We start from the raw sequence: 16032 nt of genomic DNA, 5'->3' as shown, positions 1-16032 counted from the left end.
CTGAGGGATAACCGCTCCCATGCTCCCGATGAAGTAAGAAGCAAATGTCGAGACTTGTCTAGTATTTGTGTAGCAGATACTTAATGTTCAGGAGGTATGAGCGATGCACGTAGGCAACTATCTAGGAATCCTCCACCGTAGGGAACAGGATCTGGCTGATGCGTTTAAAACGATTGCCGACCACCACGGCGATGAACCGGATGTTTACAACATGTGTAAGCTCCTGGCATCTTGGTCTGAGGAACATGTCGAGGACATCAAGCCCCTAGTCGATCGCTATTCTGAAGAGAAAAGCGATGAACCCGATCGCCTAAAACAGTCTTTGTTTGAAGAGCCGCGATCGGGCAGTCTGGCTTTGGTGCGCGACCTGCACGATCTTTGGTTGTTAGCCAATGAAATTCATCTTTGCTACATCATTCTCTTACAAGCCGCCAGAGCGTTACGCGATCTAGATATGGAAAAAATCTGCGAGCAGTTCGATCGACAGACCGAACGACAGATTCTCTGGTTACTGACCCGAATCAAGCAGGCGGCACCACAAGCGCTTGTTGTTGCAGCTTAGTCGTAAAAAATTATGAGTCAAACTCAGCAGGAGAACCAGAGTAGTTCCCAACAGAAGCGTCGGTGGCCTGCCTCGGTGCCTGACAAGGTTTGGGCACCCCTTGGCGCAGGTGGATTGATTTTGGTAGTGGGTTTGATCTGATATCTTGCACCATTTTCAATTAGCCGTAGGGGCGGGTTCGCCAACAGCCTTAAAGCTTGCAAATAGGTTCTATAAACCCGCCCGACCCCACGAAAAATCCTCTTATTGATATTGCTGCAAGATGTCAGTTTGATTGGACTTTTAGCAGGTCAACCGTGGCTTTTCCCTAGCCTTGGCCCGACGGCTTTCTTACAAGTTGAAACTCCCGATCAGCCCTCGGCACGATTCTACAACACAGTTGTCGGGCATTTGCTCGGACTGGGTGCAGGCTTGCTTGCCGTGACGCTTCTGGGTGCTGGGGATGCTCCTGCCGTTCTCTCGACTAAGGAGCTAACTCCTGTTCGGGTGTGGGCGGCTGTGATTGCGATCGCCTTGAATATGCTGGGAGGATTACTCTTACGTGCTTCTCATCCGCCTGCGGCTGCGACCACGCTCCTTGTTGCTCTTGGTGGCTTCAAACCAACAGTACACGATACTCTAACCGTTATTGTTGGTGTTTTGATTGTGGCAACAGTTGGCGAGGGACTTCGACGTATTCGACTTGGGAAAATATCGTCGCACTCTGATTAATCCGTGTAGAAAAAAGGTTTTGTAGGCCTGGTTACACAGTGATTTAGTAATAGCTTGTACTTCCTAGTAGAGGAAGCAACAGGCAGATAGACCGTACTTTTAAGACAGTGAATTACAACAGATTTGTAGGAGAAAAAAATGGCTGTAGTGACTCCAGTGCAGGTACAAAAATTCCTGAAAGCTGTTGATTATCCCACTAGCAAGCAAGACTTGGTTGAACACGCCAAGCAGCAAGGTGCGATCGATCGTTTGCAAGCATCTCTAAATGAGAGAGTACAACCAGTATCTAGTCCTAGCAAACGCTGAGGAAAAGTTTTTTTGTATCCGCTCAATAATTCGGGGCGGACTACCCACTCTGGAACGATTTTGCGTCATTTGAGGTGCATCGTTGAGCGATTTACCCCGGATTATTGAGCGGATACGTTTTTTTTACACCGATTTTTTACACCGATATGGAGTTTTAGATTATAATGTACTTAATAAACACCTTGGATAGACAAGGCGGTAATCCCGAAACCGTTAGGGGGGTGTGAAGCCTAAGAGCGTAGCGCTAAAAGGAAAACAAATGCCTTTGCTCTAAATCAGTATAATTACTAATATTAATAGAGTTATTAATTTTTAATGTAAAATAATCACTTTTTATGGAAGATTTTAATTTCACGGATTCTGCTAATATAATTCGCCAATAGTATAATGTCTCAAGGAGAAAAAACATCGCTCTTGCAGTCTTCCAAATAGGGAATGACTCTGGCGAACTAAGAGGGATTAGCGGGAAAAAGAGTCCTGTAGGAACGGTTGAGGTACCTACGCAGCCCTTTTTTCAAACCTTTGATGTTCCAGAGGGGCATTCGCGAGCCTATGACAGTGAATATAAGCTTCTTGAGGAGCTAGCCTCTCGATATGGGCAGATGCCAAATATTGAAGGAACGGTTAATTTATATACAGAGCGTCCGCCTTGTGCTTCCTGTAGTTCTGTAATCGATCAGTTTCGTCGCCTGTTCCCAAACATTATGTTGAGGGTGAATTATGGAGGGTAGACTTAGAGGGTTCTGATCGAGCTGGCTTTCTAATGCCCCAGCAATAGTTATCCAGGGATATACAAACGAAACCCGCCTAGGCGGGTTTCAAAATCCTTGATTTTCCGGGAGTCGGCGTAGGCGGACTTTAGCTTTGTAGCCGCGATTTTTAATCGCTATGTACTTTACAAATACGTTTTGAAAAGAGTGAATAGCCATGTATCTAGATCAAGTCAAAGAAAGGTTTAAAGAACTCAAATTGGTGAGTCCGCATGAAGTAGTGGGCTGTACTTACCCTGAAATTACTGAGATTGAGAAGAAGTTGGGGTTCTCGCTGCCGGAAGCCTATAAAGAGTTTCTCCTCTGGATGGGGAAGAATGCAGGTCGAGTCTTGCAGGGGTCGGACTGTTTTTTAAAACACCTACCTTATTTAAAAGAGTGGGCTATCGAACTCTTAGAAGAAAATCAATTTCCCAATACTCTGCCAGAAGATGCGTTTGTTTTCTTTATGCACCAGGGTTATCAATTTAGCTTTTTTAGACTTTCTGAAGGAGATGATCCACCAACTTACTTCTACTGTGAAGGGACAAACCAAACCTCTTTCACTAGAAGTCATAATAAACTCAGTGAATTTATGGCGACAGAGATTGAACTGCAAGCCAAGTATTTGACGGCTTTTGCTAGTTAGGAATTATGTTTAACAGTTATTCCGCGATCGCCAACATACCATGTCCGTCAGGATCTTTGACTAAACAACCTTGACGATAAGGACAGCAGCTATCTGTAAACTCCACAACCCGCGACGACACAAACTCAACCCCATTCTGCCGCAACATCTCCGCAGCTTGCTCCATGTCGTTGACAACTAGCTCGACTTGCATATGTGCAATATCGCAACTTTTCCAGTCACTCGGCATGGGACGACTATTTATAGGCACAAGATAGTCTAGCAGTTCAATACCTAAACCGCCTTGAGTAGGTCGCAGAGCTGTAATTTGGACTTCAACTTCTTCTGGTAAATGATCGAGTCGAGCTTGGGTTTCACCTTGGTTGAAACTGCCACCCTCAACCTGCATTCCCAGCAAGTCGCGGTAAAATTTTAGACTGTGCTCGGTGTTGCTAATCGCGATCGCACTATGGTCGATTCCTAGAAACAAGCGATCGCTCTTTTGATGCCACTTGTCTTGCCCTTTATCAGGAGGAAACCAAATTAACTCTAAAGGGTGGCGATCGCAGTCTTTGAACTTGAAGGCTCGTACACCAGCAGATGCTTTATTCTCAGGCGGTATCGTCTGCGGTTCAACTGAAATCGGTTCAATTGGAAACGATCGCAAATGAGCATAAGCCCGATCCATATCACTAACTGCGATCGCCAAATGTTGAAACCACAAATCATTACTTTGCGAATCCTTGGGAATCGGTTTTCCCTCAATATTGAGGTACTGCATCAGCTCAATGAGTTCATCTCCAAGCTGCAAGGTGACAATGCGAATTGTGGCCTCAGCCACGCCTAGTAAGTCGCTGTAATCCTCTGTTTCAACCGTGATGTCTGAAACTGGTTCAAACCCTAGTGCTTGCGTATAGAAATCCTGAGAGCGATCGGCATCACTCACGGTTAACCCAATAGCACGAATTCGTTGTATTTGAATCGGATTCAACATAAAAATTTTGAGCTTATCGAAAGCGGCAAGCCTGCCCGATAGTAGGCGTTTCTTCAAGTTGCACAATCATCAGAACTGCGGGCACATCGCCGACGGTGCCAGAAAGATGTCCCTTCTGTCCCTGCGCGTTCGCTTTCGTATTCTGGTCTTCTCCAAACGAAATTTCACCAACACCCATCTCTACTCGTTGTCCGTCCATCGTCTCTACAAACCAGCGTCCCGATAGCGGAATAATCCACTGGGGTTTTGGATTTTCATGCCAAGTGCCAATCCAGCCAACAGGTTGCACCGTAAAAACGACCGTAGCACCGCCTTGCTGCATTTGCTCGAGCCACTGAGGAGAGGCAGGTGGTGAAATACTCTTGAGAGTAAAGTCTTGAATTTGGCAACGGGACTGGTGGCTGATGCCGTCTTCGTCAGTCCAGACGTGCCAATAGTCAATCGTCGGGGGTGTTGGATTTTCGCGATCGCTCGATCGCGATTCAGTTGGTTCGTGGGATGAAGGATGAGTCATAAAAATCAATTTCCTAGAACTTACGCATTAACAAAAAACATTATTTATGATGTATTATAGCATCATGCCATCCCTGCTAAGGTGCGCCAAAATATGCTCACGGACAACTAAAGTTAGTAGTTATTTATTAATTGTTATAACTGTCTTTGCTCGAGTATGTGAGATAAGCAACAAAACCAACAATCAGAATACCTAAGACAATGCTGATCCGCCCTGTACCAAAGCCTACTCCACCTATATCCTGAGATTTACCGATCCAATCTGCGAAGGAAGCGCCCAATGGTCTAGTCAAGATATATGCGAGCCAAAAAGCCCCGACCTCATTAAGCCCTGAGCGCCAGTATACGAACGCTGGTAGAGCAAATAACAAGGCAAACAATACACCTGATGTGAAGTACCCCAAACCCCAAGTTGATGCTGTCATATCACCTGCGGCTGTGCCAAGCGCAAATGTAGCCATAACGGTTGCCCAGTAAAATAACTCGCGGCGAAGTGTGTAAATATGATTAATCGATAAAGTCTTCTCGCTCATATACCAAACTGCAAAAATAATACTAAGTACGATGGAAAATCCTACAGTCGATAGGAGATATGAAACACCTAATACAACATGGATAGCATCAGCAGCCATTGTTCCGAATATAGCGACCATAATAATAGCTAACCAATAGACCCAGGGAATATATTTCCGTACTGAAAACTGTATTACTAAAGCAATCACTAATCCAGTTCCCCCCAGAGCGACCGCAAAAATTGGGTTCATCTGATGGGCTAGGTAATCTGAAGTTGTTTCGCCCATTCCCGTAGTCAGCAACTTGATCATCCAGAAAAAGATCGTAATTTCTGGCAGCTTTTTGATCCTGCCATGCTGTGCAGATTGTTCTGTACTGTTTGGATTTGGCTTCATATCTGGGTGGATTTTAGTTGCGGCTTTACTCAATATACAGCACTTTGCGTGACCCAATGATACAGCAACTTATACCTCTGTGAAGCCTTTTTCTAGTTTACTTTGACTTGTGTGTACACGGTAGCCTTGGCAAGGGGGGACGGCGCCGCCGGGGGGTAGAGATTTGTAGTCATAGTTTCAAGAATTGGTATTAGGAGTCGGCAATCAAGGTTTATCGTTTACCTGCTGAATCAACTTGGCAATTAGTGCTGTCCATCCGGTTTGGTGACTTGCACCCAGTCCAGCCCCGTTGTCACCATGAAAGTATTCATAAAAGAGAATCAAATCGCGCCAATGGGGGTCTTGCTGAAATTTTGCAATACCACCGTAAACCGGACGCTGCCCATCTTGATTCTGCAAGAAAATAGCGATCGACCGTTTCTCCAAGTAAACTGCCACCTCCCAGAGATTGAGCATTATTTCTGAACCTGTTGGACACTCTACTTTAAAGTCATCGCCTAAGTAATGATAGAACTTTTGCAAAGATTCAATGAGTAGAAAGTTAACTGGAAACCAGACAGGGCCACGCCAGTTAGAATTACCACCAAATTGGTTAGAAGTAGATTCAGCAGGCTCATAGTCTACCTGATAGCGAGTGCTATCCCAATCGAAGATAAAGGGATGCTCTTGGTGATAGCGGGAAACCGAGCGGATACCATAGGGTGAGAGAAATTCATCCTCATCCAACAATCGTCGCAGGATACGACGCAGCGCTTCGGGGCTAGTAATGGCAAGCAGGCGGCGAGCGCCTTCTCCCTCAACGGTCATACAAGCAATGTTTTTTGCCAGTTCGGGACGGTTGCTGAGAAACCACTCAATTTGCTCTTTTAACCCCGGCACAATTTCTAATAAATCTGGCTCCAGAGTATCGACGGCAAATAGCGGTATCAGCCCCACCATTGACCGTACTTTGATTCGCACGTCCTCTCCATTGGGTAAGTGCAAGGCATCGTAGTAAAAGCCGTCTTCGTCGTCCCAAAGGACAATTTTTTCAGACCCTACATTATTAATGGCCTTAGCAATGTAGAGGAAGTGTTCAAAAAACTTCAACGTCATATCGCTGTATGTTTCGTCCTCACGGGACAATTCCAGCGCGATCGCCAGCATATTTAGTGAGAACATACCCATCCATGCCGTGCCGTCTGCCTGTTCTAAGTAACCCCCCGTTGGTAATGGCTTGCTGCGGTCAAATAGCCCAATGTTATCTAATCCGAGAAATCCTCCTTGAAACAAGTTTTGTCCTCGTAGGTCTTTGCGGTTCACCCACCAGGTAAAGTAGAGCATCAAGCGGTGAAACATTCGTTCCAAGAATTTGCGATCGCCCGTTCCAACTCGTTTCTCCTCTATTTTGTAGATGCGCCACGCCGCCCATGCTTGTACGGGGGGATTGACATCGCCAAACGCCCACTCGTAAGCGGGTAATTGACCGTTGGGGTTCATGCTGCGATCGCTGGTTAGTAATAGTAATTGCTGCTTGGCAAAGTTTCCATCTATTAATGCCAAAGCAATGCAGTGGAACGCCAAATCCCAGGCCGCAAACCAAGGATACTCCCACTTATCGGGCATGGAAATAACTTCCTCAGTGTAGAGAGTCCACCACTCTGAATTGCGCCCAGTGAGGCGTTGACTGGGCGGGGTAGGTTCTGCTGAATCTCCATGCAGCCAAGTACGGACATCATATTGATAAAACTGTTTGCTCCACAGTAGTCCGGCAAACGCTTGTCGTTGGACGTTGCGGCAATCCTCATCTAAACCAGGGGTGAGCGTTTCGTAAAACTCGTCTGCCTCTGTTTGACGCTGGCGGAAGGTATCAGCAAATGCTGCATTAAAGGGCGTGTCAGTATATTGGTTGGTGAAGCGCAATTGAATTACACTGGTCTGTCCCGCCCCAATTTCCAATTGATACCAAGCCGCTGCTTTTGTACCAACTTGATTGGGATTCACCTGAGAGCTTGTACCATTCTCAATAGGGCTTTCAGGGGCGGGCAAGATGCCCACCCCACAAGAAACTCGATCTCCTGTGGAACGGGCATCTTGCCCGTTCTTGAGAATGGTGCAATCTCTCAGATTCATCGCCTTGTTGTTGTGAATCACGTACTCGTGAAAAGCGTCTTTCACATAAGGCGAGGCATTAGCGACTCCGTAGAGGCGTTGCGTGTTAGTTTCATTTTCTGTAAATAAAAGCCGATGATTTCCCTCACAAAATAACCAATAATCCCCATATTTCTCACTGTTCGCCTTAATTACACCATCAGCAATTTTTGTTAGGTGTGACTGCGGTTTATCACCTGTCCAGATCCAGGTATTGCGAAACCAAAGGGTAGGTAGAACGTCAATTGTGGCAGTTTCCGCCCCCCGATTCGTGATGCTGATACGAATGCAAATATCGTCTGTAGAGGCTTTGGCGTATTCGGCAACCACATCAAAGTAGCGATTATCGTCAAACACGCCCGTATCCAGTAGTTCAAATTCTGGTTGATCCTTGTGGCGATGAGCGTTCTCCTCTACAAGCTGAGTGTAGGGAAATTCCAGTTGCGGATATTTGTACAACCAGCGCATATAGGAATGGGTAGGCGTGTTGTCTAGGTTGAAGTAATATTCTTTGACATCCTCACCGTGATTACCTTGTTCGTTAGTCAGCCCAAACAGGCGTTCTTTTAAAATTGGATCGCGGCCATTCCACAGTGCTAGACTAAAGCAGAGTTGACTGTGGCGATCGCACCATCCACCCAGTCCATCTTCACCCCAACGGTAAACGCGCGATCGCGCATGATCGTGAGGAAAGTAGTCCCAAGCTGAACCGTCAGGTGAATAGTCTTCTCGCACTGTACCCCATTGGCGATCGCTCAGGTAGGAACCCCAACGATACCAAGGTTCATCCGGTTCGCGATTTTCCTCTAAGCGTTGCTGTTCTGCGTTCATCTACCCTCCTGTGGCGAACCCTGGATACAGAGTCATGCCGCCGTCTACAAATAGAGTTGCACCATTCACATAATCTGAGTCATCCGAGGCAAGCCAAACAGCAGCTTTGGCGATGTCTGTTACATCTCCGACTCGTTTGGCGGGAATGAGTTTTAGTAATTTTGCCTCAGATTCTGGCGTGTCCCAGGCTGATTTATTGATAGGAGTTTTAATCGCACCGGGTGCAATGCTATTGACCCTAATTCTGTGGGGTGCGAGTTCCTGGGCAATACTCTGCATCATCATGTGGATGCCACCCTTACTCGTAGCGTAGTTGACGTGACCCGCCCAAGGAATCACCTCGTGTACCGAACTCATACAAATGATTTTGCCGGCGGCACTGGAGATATCTGGCTTCACGCCTCGCTTGAGAAACTCTTTTGCCGCTTCACGAGCACAGAGAAATTGTCCGGTTAGGTTGATGCCAATCACCAAATTCCAATGGTCGAGAGTCATATCTACAAAGGCTGAATCTTTCTGCAATCCGGCATTGTTTACCAAAATGTCGATCGTGCCAAAGTGCTGGTACATTTGGTCAAACATCGCCAAAACTTCCTCTTCCTTGGCGACATTTGCACCAATGGCGATCGCTTCCCCACCGATCGATTTAATCTCGCTAACAATCTTCTCTGCTGCTTCTTGTTCAGAATGGTAGTTGACTACAACAGAAGCACCCGATGCAGCCAAAGCACGGGCGACTCCTTCACCAATACCAGAACTAGCACCCGTTACGAGTGCTTTTTGGCCTTTGAGAAGATTAGGGGAATAGCTCATATTTTTTCCTCGTCTTGTTTCCTAGTCAAGTAAATTTGTACCTAATCAATACGATTAAGAACCAGTTAAGGATCGTGGATTAAATAACTTCTGTAGGTTGGGCCCGTGGCACGAACCCTCCGTTTCACTCCGCCCAACCCCACGCTTGATTGTTGGGTTTCGTGCCTCAACCCAACCTACAAAAAATGCAAGTTATTTAATTCTCATTCCTAAGTAGATGGACATAATTAAACGTAAGGTGGGCGATCGCAGCCAAAAATTTGTAACTCATAGCTAATCTGGTTGTCGGCGATCCCCCACCCTACTTAATGTAACTACTTAAAGATTTATCTCTTGGTTTCTGCGCTAACTTTAGGGATTTATAGAAGTAACTACCTCTATCTAATGGGGTAATTAGGGTCTATTTCTGAGCCGACAATAGAATTTCATGATTATTTTATCAAAAAAATTACATATTATTTTAATTTTCAAACAATGCTTTTTGTGATAAAAAGTACGTTTTCTGTCATTAGTTTGTCATGAGTGTGTCAAAAATATGACAAGCGATAGCCTTAAAAGTTGAGAGAAGGGAAAACCGAATAAGTAGCCCAACACAATTAATTACACAAACAACTAATATGCTATAATAAAAATATCAAGTTGTGTTCAAAGAGGTTTTATATGTTTTTACTTCGAGATATCAATCCACTTTCCTTGAAATTGCTAAACCGAATTTATCGCGAAAGCAGACATCATCAAGTGCGCCAAAGAGCACACTTTCTGATTTTAGTTTCACAAAATATCAAAAATGAAAATTTAATGAAAATCTTTAAAGTTAGTTATAAGACCATGTATAACTGGTTGAATCGATGGGAATATGAGGGAATGCTCGGATTATATAATAAACCAGGTAGAGGCAGAAAAGAAACATTTAATTCCGCACAATCAGATCAAATTAGAGACTGGGTAAAATTGCAACCAAAACAATTAAAGCAAGTAGTACAAAAAATCAAAAAAGAATGGTCTGTTAATATAAGTACGGAAACAATTAAGAGAATAATTAAAAAAAAAGGATGAGTTGGCATAGGATGCGTCGAGGTGTTGGCGGCAAGCCAGACCCCATAGAATACAAGGAAAAAAAAGAAAAGTTGTCAGAATTAAAACAATTAGAAGATGAGGGTAAAATTGATTTATACTATTTGGATGAATCCGGATTTTGTGGCATCCCTTGTGTCCCTTATGGATGGCAAGATATTGGTGAATATTTGTCAATTGATAGTCGTAGAACTAAGCGTTTAAATGTCTTGGGAATCATGAATCGGCAAAACACTCTTCATGCTTATGTTTCAGAGCAGACTATTAATTCTGATGTAATTATAGCCTGCATAGATACTTTTTTTGCTGTGGTGGAGCGGCCAACAGTTATTGTAGTAGATCAAGCTTCTATTCATACTAGCAATGCCATTTTCGAGAAAATTGAAGAATGGAAAGAACGCGGTTTAACTATATTTGAATTGCCTACTTATTCACCTGAATTGAATTTAATTGAGATTTTGTGGCGGTTTATCAAATATCAATGGCTCGAAATAGATGCCTACTCTAGCTGGCAATCTCTTGTTTCATCTGTAGAAAGAATTCTTAAAGAATTTGGAGATAATTATGTAATTAATTTTGCTTAACTACTTAGTTTTAGAAGCAATAGTTATTTTTTAGGCTTAGATCAATCTTTAGATAGATATGTTTGTTTAGAATTAGTCTCACTCTGTATTTAGAGAAATCTCTGTCAGCTCGCCTCCGGGAACAAGTCCAGTAAAACAGGAGAAAGCGATAGCCTATGCCTCTCAATAACGCGAATCTACCTTACCCAGATCCGCTCCATCCCATCATCGTCCATTTCGCGATCGCGATGGTGTTTTTTGCCTTCTTCTGCGACGTGGTAGGCTATTTTACCCGCAATCATCGTTTGTTAGAGGTGAGTTTCTGGAATATGTTTGTTGCTTCAGTCAGTGTTTTCCTCGCCGTCATCTTTGGTCAGTTTGAAGCTGGTTTAGCCCAACCTTACGAAGCTGTCAAGCCGACACTGAACTTGCATACAATTACTGGCTGGTCGCTTTCGGCAATTATTGTCGCGATTACCGCATGGCGATTCGCGATTCGCGCCCGCACTCCACAAAAGATACCTGTTGCTTATCTAGGTGTTGCAACATTTTTAATTTCTTTAGTCTTCTTTCAACAATATTTAGGGAGTCAGTTAGTGTGGGTATACGGCCTGCACGTAGAGCCAGTAGTTGAAGCAACAAAAAATGGAGTCTTACAATGAACTCGCAACTTATCGATCGGTTGTGGTTCAAACTAGGTGCTAACGGATTACCCTACCAGGTTCCTATTCATCCGCAGCTAGTGCATTTCACTTTGGGTTTATTCATTATTGCCATAATTTTTGATATCGCAGGAACGCTATTCCGGTTTGAAAAACCAATCCTCAAATTTTTGGCTATGACTGCTATTCGTTCCAGCTTTTTTGATGTTGGTTGGTACAATCTTTTAGCTAGTGCTGTTATCACGTTTTTTACTGTCGCGGCGGGCTTTTTTGAGATGATGCTGGCAAACCCACCCACAAATATGAATAGTGCTTGGGGTTTGGGGGCTGGTACAACGATGCTGTTGCATGGTATCGGTGGGATTTTACTATTAGCAGCGATCGTTGCCATGACCGTGTGGAGGGGATTGCAACGCTACCGCTGGCGCAAAGATGCCCAGATCCAAGTGCAATGGAGCTACTTGTTGGTAGGTATTGCCATGTTGGGACTGTTATTTATTCACGGGACATTAGGGGCGCAAATGGGAGATGAGTTCGGGATACATAATACGGCGGCAGGCTTAATCCGACAAGGTAAAAATCCCAATTTGCTACTCAAATGATGCCAACAAAGATACTAGGAGAATTGATTTTACAGAGGATGCGATGAGGAGAATTTTCGACGCGCTGTTATTGATGGTTTTTATCGCGGTAATTCTGGTAATAGCCCGCTGGATTGGAGACCAAGCCTACTCTTGGATGCCGATTCAGGCAACCGCCGAAGCGGAACGAGTCGATCGCATATTTAGCTTCTTAACCTCGGTGGGAACGTTCATCTTTCTCGCGATTGCAGGTACGATCGGATACTCAATTCTCACCGGTCGCGCGCCCAAAGGAGATTGGAGCCACGGTCATCCTGCCAGAAGCGATGTGAGGCTGGAAATCCTCTGGACTGCCGCCCCAACTGTGCTAGTGTTATGGCTTGCGGCTCAAAGTTTCAGCATTTATCAACAACTAGATATTGAGGGGCTACAACCGATCGTGCATCTTCACATATTGGAAGAACCCGCTGCCGCCGCAACGGTCACAAACACGACTCAACCTGTTACTGAAAACATTGAGGTTTTGGCTAAACAATGGGTTTGGTCTTTCCGCTATCCAAATAATGCTATTAGTAACGAATTACATCTGAGAGTAAATGAACGTACCCGTTTAAATTTGCATTCTGAAGACGCGATCCACGGCTTTTATGTCCCTGAATTCCGGTTAAAGCAAGATATCATCCCCAACCGCAACATTAGCCTGGTGTTAACACCCACCAAAATCGGCAAATATCACCTGCGCGATTCCCAATTCAGCGGCACCGACTTTGCTTTGATGGTGGCCGATGTATATGTTGATTCAAGTGAAACTTATAGTCAATGGCTTTCTCAAGCTGCTACCGATAAATAAAAAATATATGACAAATAACTCAATCCCAATTACTGACGACTCCGAATATCGCAACAGCAAACCTGATACCAATTGGCGGGAGTATTTCAGTTTTAGCACCGACCATAAAGTTATCGGTGTTCAGTACATGGTGACGACCTTCATTTTCTTTTTGATTGGTGGGCTGTTGGCGATGATTATTCGTGGCGAACTGCTTACCCCCGAATCAGATTTGGTCGATCGCTCTTTATATAATGGCTTATTCACCTTGCACGGTACGGTGATGATTTTCCTGTGGATTATCCCATTCAATGCTGGTCTTGCCAACTACTTAGTGCCGTTGATGATTGGGGCAAAAGACATGGCGTTTCCAGTTCTGAATGCGATCGCCTTTTGGATAATTCCCCCAGCAGGTATCCTGCTACTATCGAGCTTTTTAGTACAAGGTGGGCCTCCCCAAGCTGGCTGGTGGTCTTACCCACCAATTAGCCTCCAAAACCCAACTGGTTATCCTATTAATGGCGAATCAATTTGGATACTAAGTGTAATGCTGCTGGGTATCTCATCGATTATGGGGGGAGTCAACTTTATTACCACAATTGTTTGGATGCGGGCACCGGGGATGACGTTTTTTCGGATGCCGATTTTCGTTTGGACAGTTCTAAGTGCCCAGTTGCTGCAACTAATTTGTTTACCTTCCCTGACGGGCGCGATCGTACTGTTATTTTTTGACCTCACTTTTGGGACAAATTTCTTCAAACCCCTGGAGAATGGCGACCCAATCATCTATCAGCACTTATTTTGGTTCTACTCCCATCCGGCAGTTTACGTCATGGCGCTGCCTGCTTTCGGCATCTTTTCGGAAATTCTCCCCGCCTTTTCTCGCAATCCTTTGTTTGGCTATCGATCGGTAGCGATCGCCTCCTTCGGTATTGGTTTAGTCAGCATCTTCGTTTGGGTACACCATCTGTTTGCCAGCGCCACACCTAATTGGATGCGGATGCTATTTATGGTTTCCTCAATGTTGGTTGGCGTACCAACTGGTGTCAAAGTATTTGCTTGGACTGCCACCGTTTGGAACGGCAGATTGCACCTTTTAACCCCCATGTTATTTGCCTTGGGAGGTGTAGTCATGTTTGTTTTCGGTGGAATTACTGGAATCATGCTTAGTTCAGTGCCGTTTGATATTCACGTTAACAACACCTACTTTGTAGTAGGCCACTTCCACTACGTCGTCCACAATACAATCACAATGGCAATCTTTGCGGCGATTTATTTCTGGTTCCCAAAAATAACTGGACGAATGTACGCAGAAGGCTGGGGGAAAGTGCATTTCTTTTTAACTTTTATCGGTGCTAACCTTACCTTTTTTCCCATGCACCCACTAGGTTTACAGGGTATGGTGCGCCGAGTCTCATCTTACGATCCGCAATTCCAAGGATGGAATATTATTGCTAGTTTGGGAGGGTTTTTGTTGGGGATGTCTACGCTACCTTTTATTGCCAATATGGTCGGTTCTTTGCTATTAGGTAAAAAAGTATCAGCCAATCCCTGGCACGCTACAGGGCTAGAGTGGAAGACCTCTTCACCACCACCGAGAGAGAACTTTGAGGAAATTCCTGTTGTCAATGAGCCACCTTATCATTACAACTCTAAAGCGATACCAGAGGCTGCCGTTACTCAAGAATAGATCTGGCTAGGAGAGTAATTGAGGAGTTTTATTCAATCTAAAATTCAAAATCCCAAATCATCTGAGTCATGTCAAATCCTACACATCATATAGACGAAAGCCCGCTGCGTTTCGATCGCCTAGTACAGTACCTGCCTAATTGGTTGCAAAGGTTCTTGCCTATTGGTGGCGGGCTGGCTCACGATCATCATGGTAAAGGGATGTTCGGCGTTACCGTATTCCTACTGTCGGAGAGCCTAGTTTTTCTCAGCTTTTTCTTGACCTATATTGCTTTACGATTGACCCATTCCCACTGGTTTCCGCCTGGTATCAAAGGGCCGGAAGTGTCTCAATTTATCATTTTTAATACAGTAGTGCTGCTTTCAAGTAGCTTCGTTATTCAAGCCGCCGAAAATGCCCTCAAACGCCATAAAATTATTAAATTTCGCTGGCTTTTAGCATTGACTTCGGGGATGGGAATTTACTTTTTAGTTGCTCAGGCGATCGAGTGGAGTAACCTTAATTTTCGGCTGACTACAGGGCTGATGGGGGGAACATTTTACCTACTGACAGGCTTCCACGGGCTGCACGTTCTTGTGGGCATTCTATTGCAGTTGCTCATGGTTTCTCGTTCATTCATTCGGGGTAACTACAACTCCAGTCACTTCGGCGTTAGTGCAACTACTCTGTTCTGGCACTTCGTTGACGTGATTTGGGTTGTCCTATTTTCGCTGATATATCTCTGGCGAACTTAGCAATTTACAATCTCAAGATGAATGGTTATTTGTCACCAAATCGTATTTAAATATTGCTATATAGCTTTTATCAGGTAAATTAGGTGCTCGTGGGGATAGGGCAGTGGTGGTTCCTTTTCCTGATACGAATTGAATGGTGCGTACCTCATTTCCTTGAAAACCGCTATATTAAGGAGATGAGTTTGCAGATACGGTACTAGCAATAAAAGCAACTAGGAAGAAAAGCAGATTATGAAATATTTGTTACAGCTATAATCCCAGGCATTCTTACCTTTCTCGCTCAAATTCAAGGAGCTTTTGTATGAATTGGCTAACTCCAAAATTACCAGGAATCATCGCAATTTACTTTCTTGCTGCGGAATCTGTTCAGAAAGATCCGCTAATTGACCAACGCGGAGAAACCATTGTGGACGTTGGCGTTGTCCTCCTGGCGGTTAGTTTAGTGATGGCTGTCAAGATTATTAGCCCGAAAGTTGAACACGCTATTCTGCTCGCTATCTTTCTCAGCTTGGCATTAATTGCTTTCTTTTTCATTAAATAAGCTGCCACGCATCTAAATTGAATACAGAGACGGGCTCTCCTGCCCGTCCCACAATAATTGTAGAAAAGTTGACTGTCAAATTAGATGCACAGCAGCTTAGCAGAACTTGCGTTGCAGCTCCGATTTTCGATTCACCGTCAACTGTCAACTGTCAACTGTCAACTGTCAACTGTCAACTGTCAACTGTCAACTGTCAACTGTCAACTGTCAACT

Annotated in this window: 18 protein-coding genes; 13 read left to right on the top strand and 5 right to left on the bottom strand. The window is 44.6% G+C overall.

The window, feature by feature from the left end:
* The first annotated feature begins 103 nt into the window (after positions 1 to 103).
* The 5 genes from QUA16_RS31140 (at position 104) to QUA16_RS31125 (ending at position 2977) form a co-directional block, all read left to right on the top strand.
* On the top strand, positions 104 to 562 hold the full coding sequence (locus QUA16_RS31140) for a hypothetical protein (protein ID WP_333108144.1): 459 nt from the start codon (positions 104 to 106) through the stop codon (positions 560 to 562).
* Positions 563 to 808: 246 nt separating this feature from the next.
* The gene (locus tag QUA16_RS31135; RefSeq protein ID WP_333108143.1) at positions 809 to 1273 is read left to right on the top strand and encodes an HPP family protein; all 465 of its coding nucleotides are present in this window, start codon (positions 809 to 811) and stop codon (positions 1271 to 1273) included.
* A gap of 138 nt (positions 1274 to 1411) precedes the next feature.
* Complete coding sequence (locus tag QUA16_RS31130; protein ID WP_333108142.1) at positions 1412 to 1579, top strand: DUF2795 domain-containing protein; 168 nt, start codon at positions 1412 to 1414, stop codon at positions 1577 to 1579.
* Between the two features lie 407 nt (positions 1580 to 1986).
* On the top strand, positions 1987 to 2310 hold the full coding sequence (locus tag QUA16_RS37070) for a deaminase domain-containing protein (RefSeq protein ID WP_445305422.1): 324 nt from the start codon (positions 1987 to 1989) through the stop codon (positions 2308 to 2310).
* Positions 2311 to 2506: 196 nt separating this feature from the next.
* Positions 2507 to 2977 carry an SMI1/KNR4 family protein gene (locus QUA16_RS31125; RefSeq protein WP_333108141.1) on the top strand — a complete coding sequence of 157 codons (471 nt, stop codon included), beginning with the start codon at positions 2507 to 2509 and terminating at the stop codon, positions 2975 to 2977.
* Positions 2978 to 2993: 16 nt separating this feature from the next.
* On the opposite strand, the gene QUA16_RS31120 is transcribed toward QUA16_RS31125, so the two are convergent.
* The 5 genes from QUA16_RS31120 to QUA16_RS31100 form a co-directional block, all read right to left on the bottom strand.
* The gene (locus tag QUA16_RS31120) at positions 2994 to 3950 is read right to left on the bottom strand and encodes a VOC family protein (RefSeq protein WP_333108140.1); all 957 of its coding nucleotides are present in this window, start codon (positions 3948 to 3950) and stop codon (positions 2994 to 2996) included.
* 13 nt (positions 3951 to 3963) lie between these two features.
* Positions 3964 to 4464 (bottom strand): cupin domain-containing protein, encoded by a 501-nt coding sequence (locus QUA16_RS31115; protein WP_333108139.1) that lies wholly within the window; start codon positions 4462 to 4464, stop codon positions 3964 to 3966.
* Positions 4465 to 4591: 127 nt separating this feature from the next.
* Complete coding sequence (locus QUA16_RS31110) at positions 4592 to 5371, bottom strand: hypothetical protein (protein ID WP_333181609.1); 780 nt, start codon at positions 5369 to 5371, stop codon at positions 4592 to 4594.
* 204 nt (positions 5372 to 5575) lie between these two features.
* Positions 5576 to 8332 carry an MGH1-like glycoside hydrolase domain-containing protein gene (locus QUA16_RS31105; protein ID WP_333108137.1) on the bottom strand — a complete coding sequence of 919 codons (2757 nt, stop codon included), beginning with the start codon at positions 8330 to 8332 and terminating at the stop codon, positions 5576 to 5578.
* Positions 8333 to 9145, bottom strand: a complete 813-nt coding sequence (locus QUA16_RS31100; RefSeq protein WP_333108136.1) for an SDR family oxidoreductase — start codon at positions 9143 to 9145, stop codon at positions 8333 to 8335.
* Between the two features lie 660 nt (positions 9146 to 9805).
* Here QUA16_RS31100 and QUA16_RS31095 point away from each other — a divergent pair.
* From QUA16_RS31095 to QUA16_RS31060, 8 genes are all read left to right on the top strand, one after another.
* Positions 9806 to 10803, top strand: a protein-coding gene (locus QUA16_RS31095; protein ID WP_333108135.1) for an IS630 family transposase whose coding sequence is annotated in 2 segments (ribosomal slippage) — positions 9806 to 10196 and positions 10196 to 10803 — 999 coding nt in all. Because the reading frame shifts where the segments join, the coding sequence is not laid out codon by codon here.
* Between the two features lie 155 nt (positions 10804 to 10958).
* Positions 10959 to 11444, top strand: coding sequence for a DUF2231 domain-containing protein (locus QUA16_RS31090; RefSeq protein WP_333108134.1), 486 nt, complete (start codon positions 10959 to 10961; stop codon positions 11442 to 11444).
* Entirely contained in the window at positions 11441 to 12046 is a 606-nt protein-coding gene (locus tag QUA16_RS31085; protein ID WP_333108133.1) for a DUF2231 domain-containing protein, read from the top strand. Before QUA16_RS31090 ends, QUA16_RS31085 begins: the two co-directional genes overlap by 4 nt.
* A gap of 43 nt (positions 12047 to 12089) precedes the next feature.
* Complete coding sequence (locus tag QUA16_RS31080) at positions 12090 to 12875, top strand: cytochrome c oxidase subunit II (RefSeq protein ID WP_333108132.1); 786 nt, start codon at positions 12090 to 12092, stop codon at positions 12873 to 12875.
* Between the two features lie 7 nt (positions 12876 to 12882).
* Complete coding sequence (gene ctaD / locus QUA16_RS31075) at positions 12883 to 14544, top strand: cytochrome c oxidase subunit I (RefSeq protein ID WP_333108131.1); 1662 nt, start codon at positions 12883 to 12885, stop codon at positions 14542 to 14544.
* A gap of 68 nt (positions 14545 to 14612) precedes the next feature.
* Positions 14613 to 15278 carry a heme-copper oxidase subunit III gene (locus tag QUA16_RS31070; protein ID WP_333108130.1) on the top strand — a complete coding sequence of 222 codons (666 nt, stop codon included), beginning with the start codon at positions 14613 to 14615 and terminating at the stop codon, positions 15276 to 15278.
* 301 nt (positions 15279 to 15579) lie between these two features.
* Complete coding sequence (locus tag QUA16_RS31065; protein WP_333108129.1) at positions 15580 to 15819, top strand: hypothetical protein; 240 nt, start codon at positions 15580 to 15582, stop codon at positions 15817 to 15819.
* Between the two features lie 17 nt (positions 15820 to 15836).
* On the top strand, positions 15837 to 16032 hold a 196-nt coding region (locus QUA16_RS31060; RefSeq protein ID WP_333108128.1), incomplete at its 3' end, for a hypothetical protein.

Origin of the sequence: Microcoleus sp. S13_C3, assembly GCF_036700905.1 — a bacterium.
Classification (GTDB): Bacteria; Cyanobacteriota; Cyanobacteriia; order Cyanobacteriales; family Microcoleaceae; genus Microcoleus.
This window is presented reverse-complemented; position numbering and strand designations above follow the sequence as displayed.

Bases quoted from the DNA above. Each gene is read 5' to 3' on its own strand.
- QUA16_RS31140 (WP_333108144.1), top strand. From the start codon at position 104: ATGCACGTAGGCAACTATCTAGGAATCCTCCACCGTAGGGAACAGGAT.
- QUA16_RS31130 (WP_333108142.1), top strand. From the start codon at position 1,412: ATGGCTGTAGTGACTCCAGTGCAGGTACAAAAATTCCTGAAAGCTGTT.
- QUA16_RS31125 (WP_333108141.1), top strand. From the start codon at position 2,507: ATGTATCTAGATCAAGTCAAAGAAAGGTTTAAAGAACTCAAATTGGTG.
- QUA16_RS31120 (WP_333108140.1), bottom strand. From the start codon at position 3,950: ATGTTGAATCCGATTCAAATACAACGAATTCGTGCTATTGGGTTAACC.
- QUA16_RS31115 (WP_333108139.1), bottom strand. From the start codon at position 4,464: ATGACTCATCCTTCATCCCACGAACCAACTGAATCGCGATCGAGCGAT.
- QUA16_RS31110 (WP_333181609.1), bottom strand. From the start codon at position 5,371: ATGAAGCCAAATCCAAACAGTACAGAACAATCTGCACAGCATGGCAGG.
- QUA16_RS31105 (WP_333108137.1), bottom strand. From the start codon at position 8,332: ATGAACGCAGAACAGCAACGCTTAGAGGAAAATCGCGAACCGGATGAA.
- QUA16_RS31100 (WP_333108136.1), bottom strand. From the start codon at position 9,145: ATGAGCTATTCCCCTAATCTTCTCAAAGGCCAAAAAGCACTCGTAACG.
- QUA16_RS31090 (WP_333108134.1), top strand. From the start codon at position 10,959: ATGCCTCTCAATAACGCGAATCTACCTTACCCAGATCCGCTCCATCCC.
- QUA16_RS31085 (WP_333108133.1), top strand. From the start codon at position 11,441: ATGAACTCGCAACTTATCGATCGGTTGTGGTTCAAACTAGGTGCTAAC.
- QUA16_RS31080 (WP_333108132.1), top strand. From the start codon at position 12,090: ATGAGGAGAATTTTCGACGCGCTGTTATTGATGGTTTTTATCGCGGTA.
- ctaD (WP_333108131.1), top strand. From the start codon at position 12,883: ATGACAAATAACTCAATCCCAATTACTGACGACTCCGAATATCGCAAC.
- QUA16_RS31070 (WP_333108130.1), top strand. From the start codon at position 14,613: ATGTCAAATCCTACACATCATATAGACGAAAGCCCGCTGCGTTTCGAT.
- QUA16_RS31065 (WP_333108129.1), top strand. From the start codon at position 15,580: ATGAATTGGCTAACTCCAAAATTACCAGGAATCATCGCAATTTACTTT.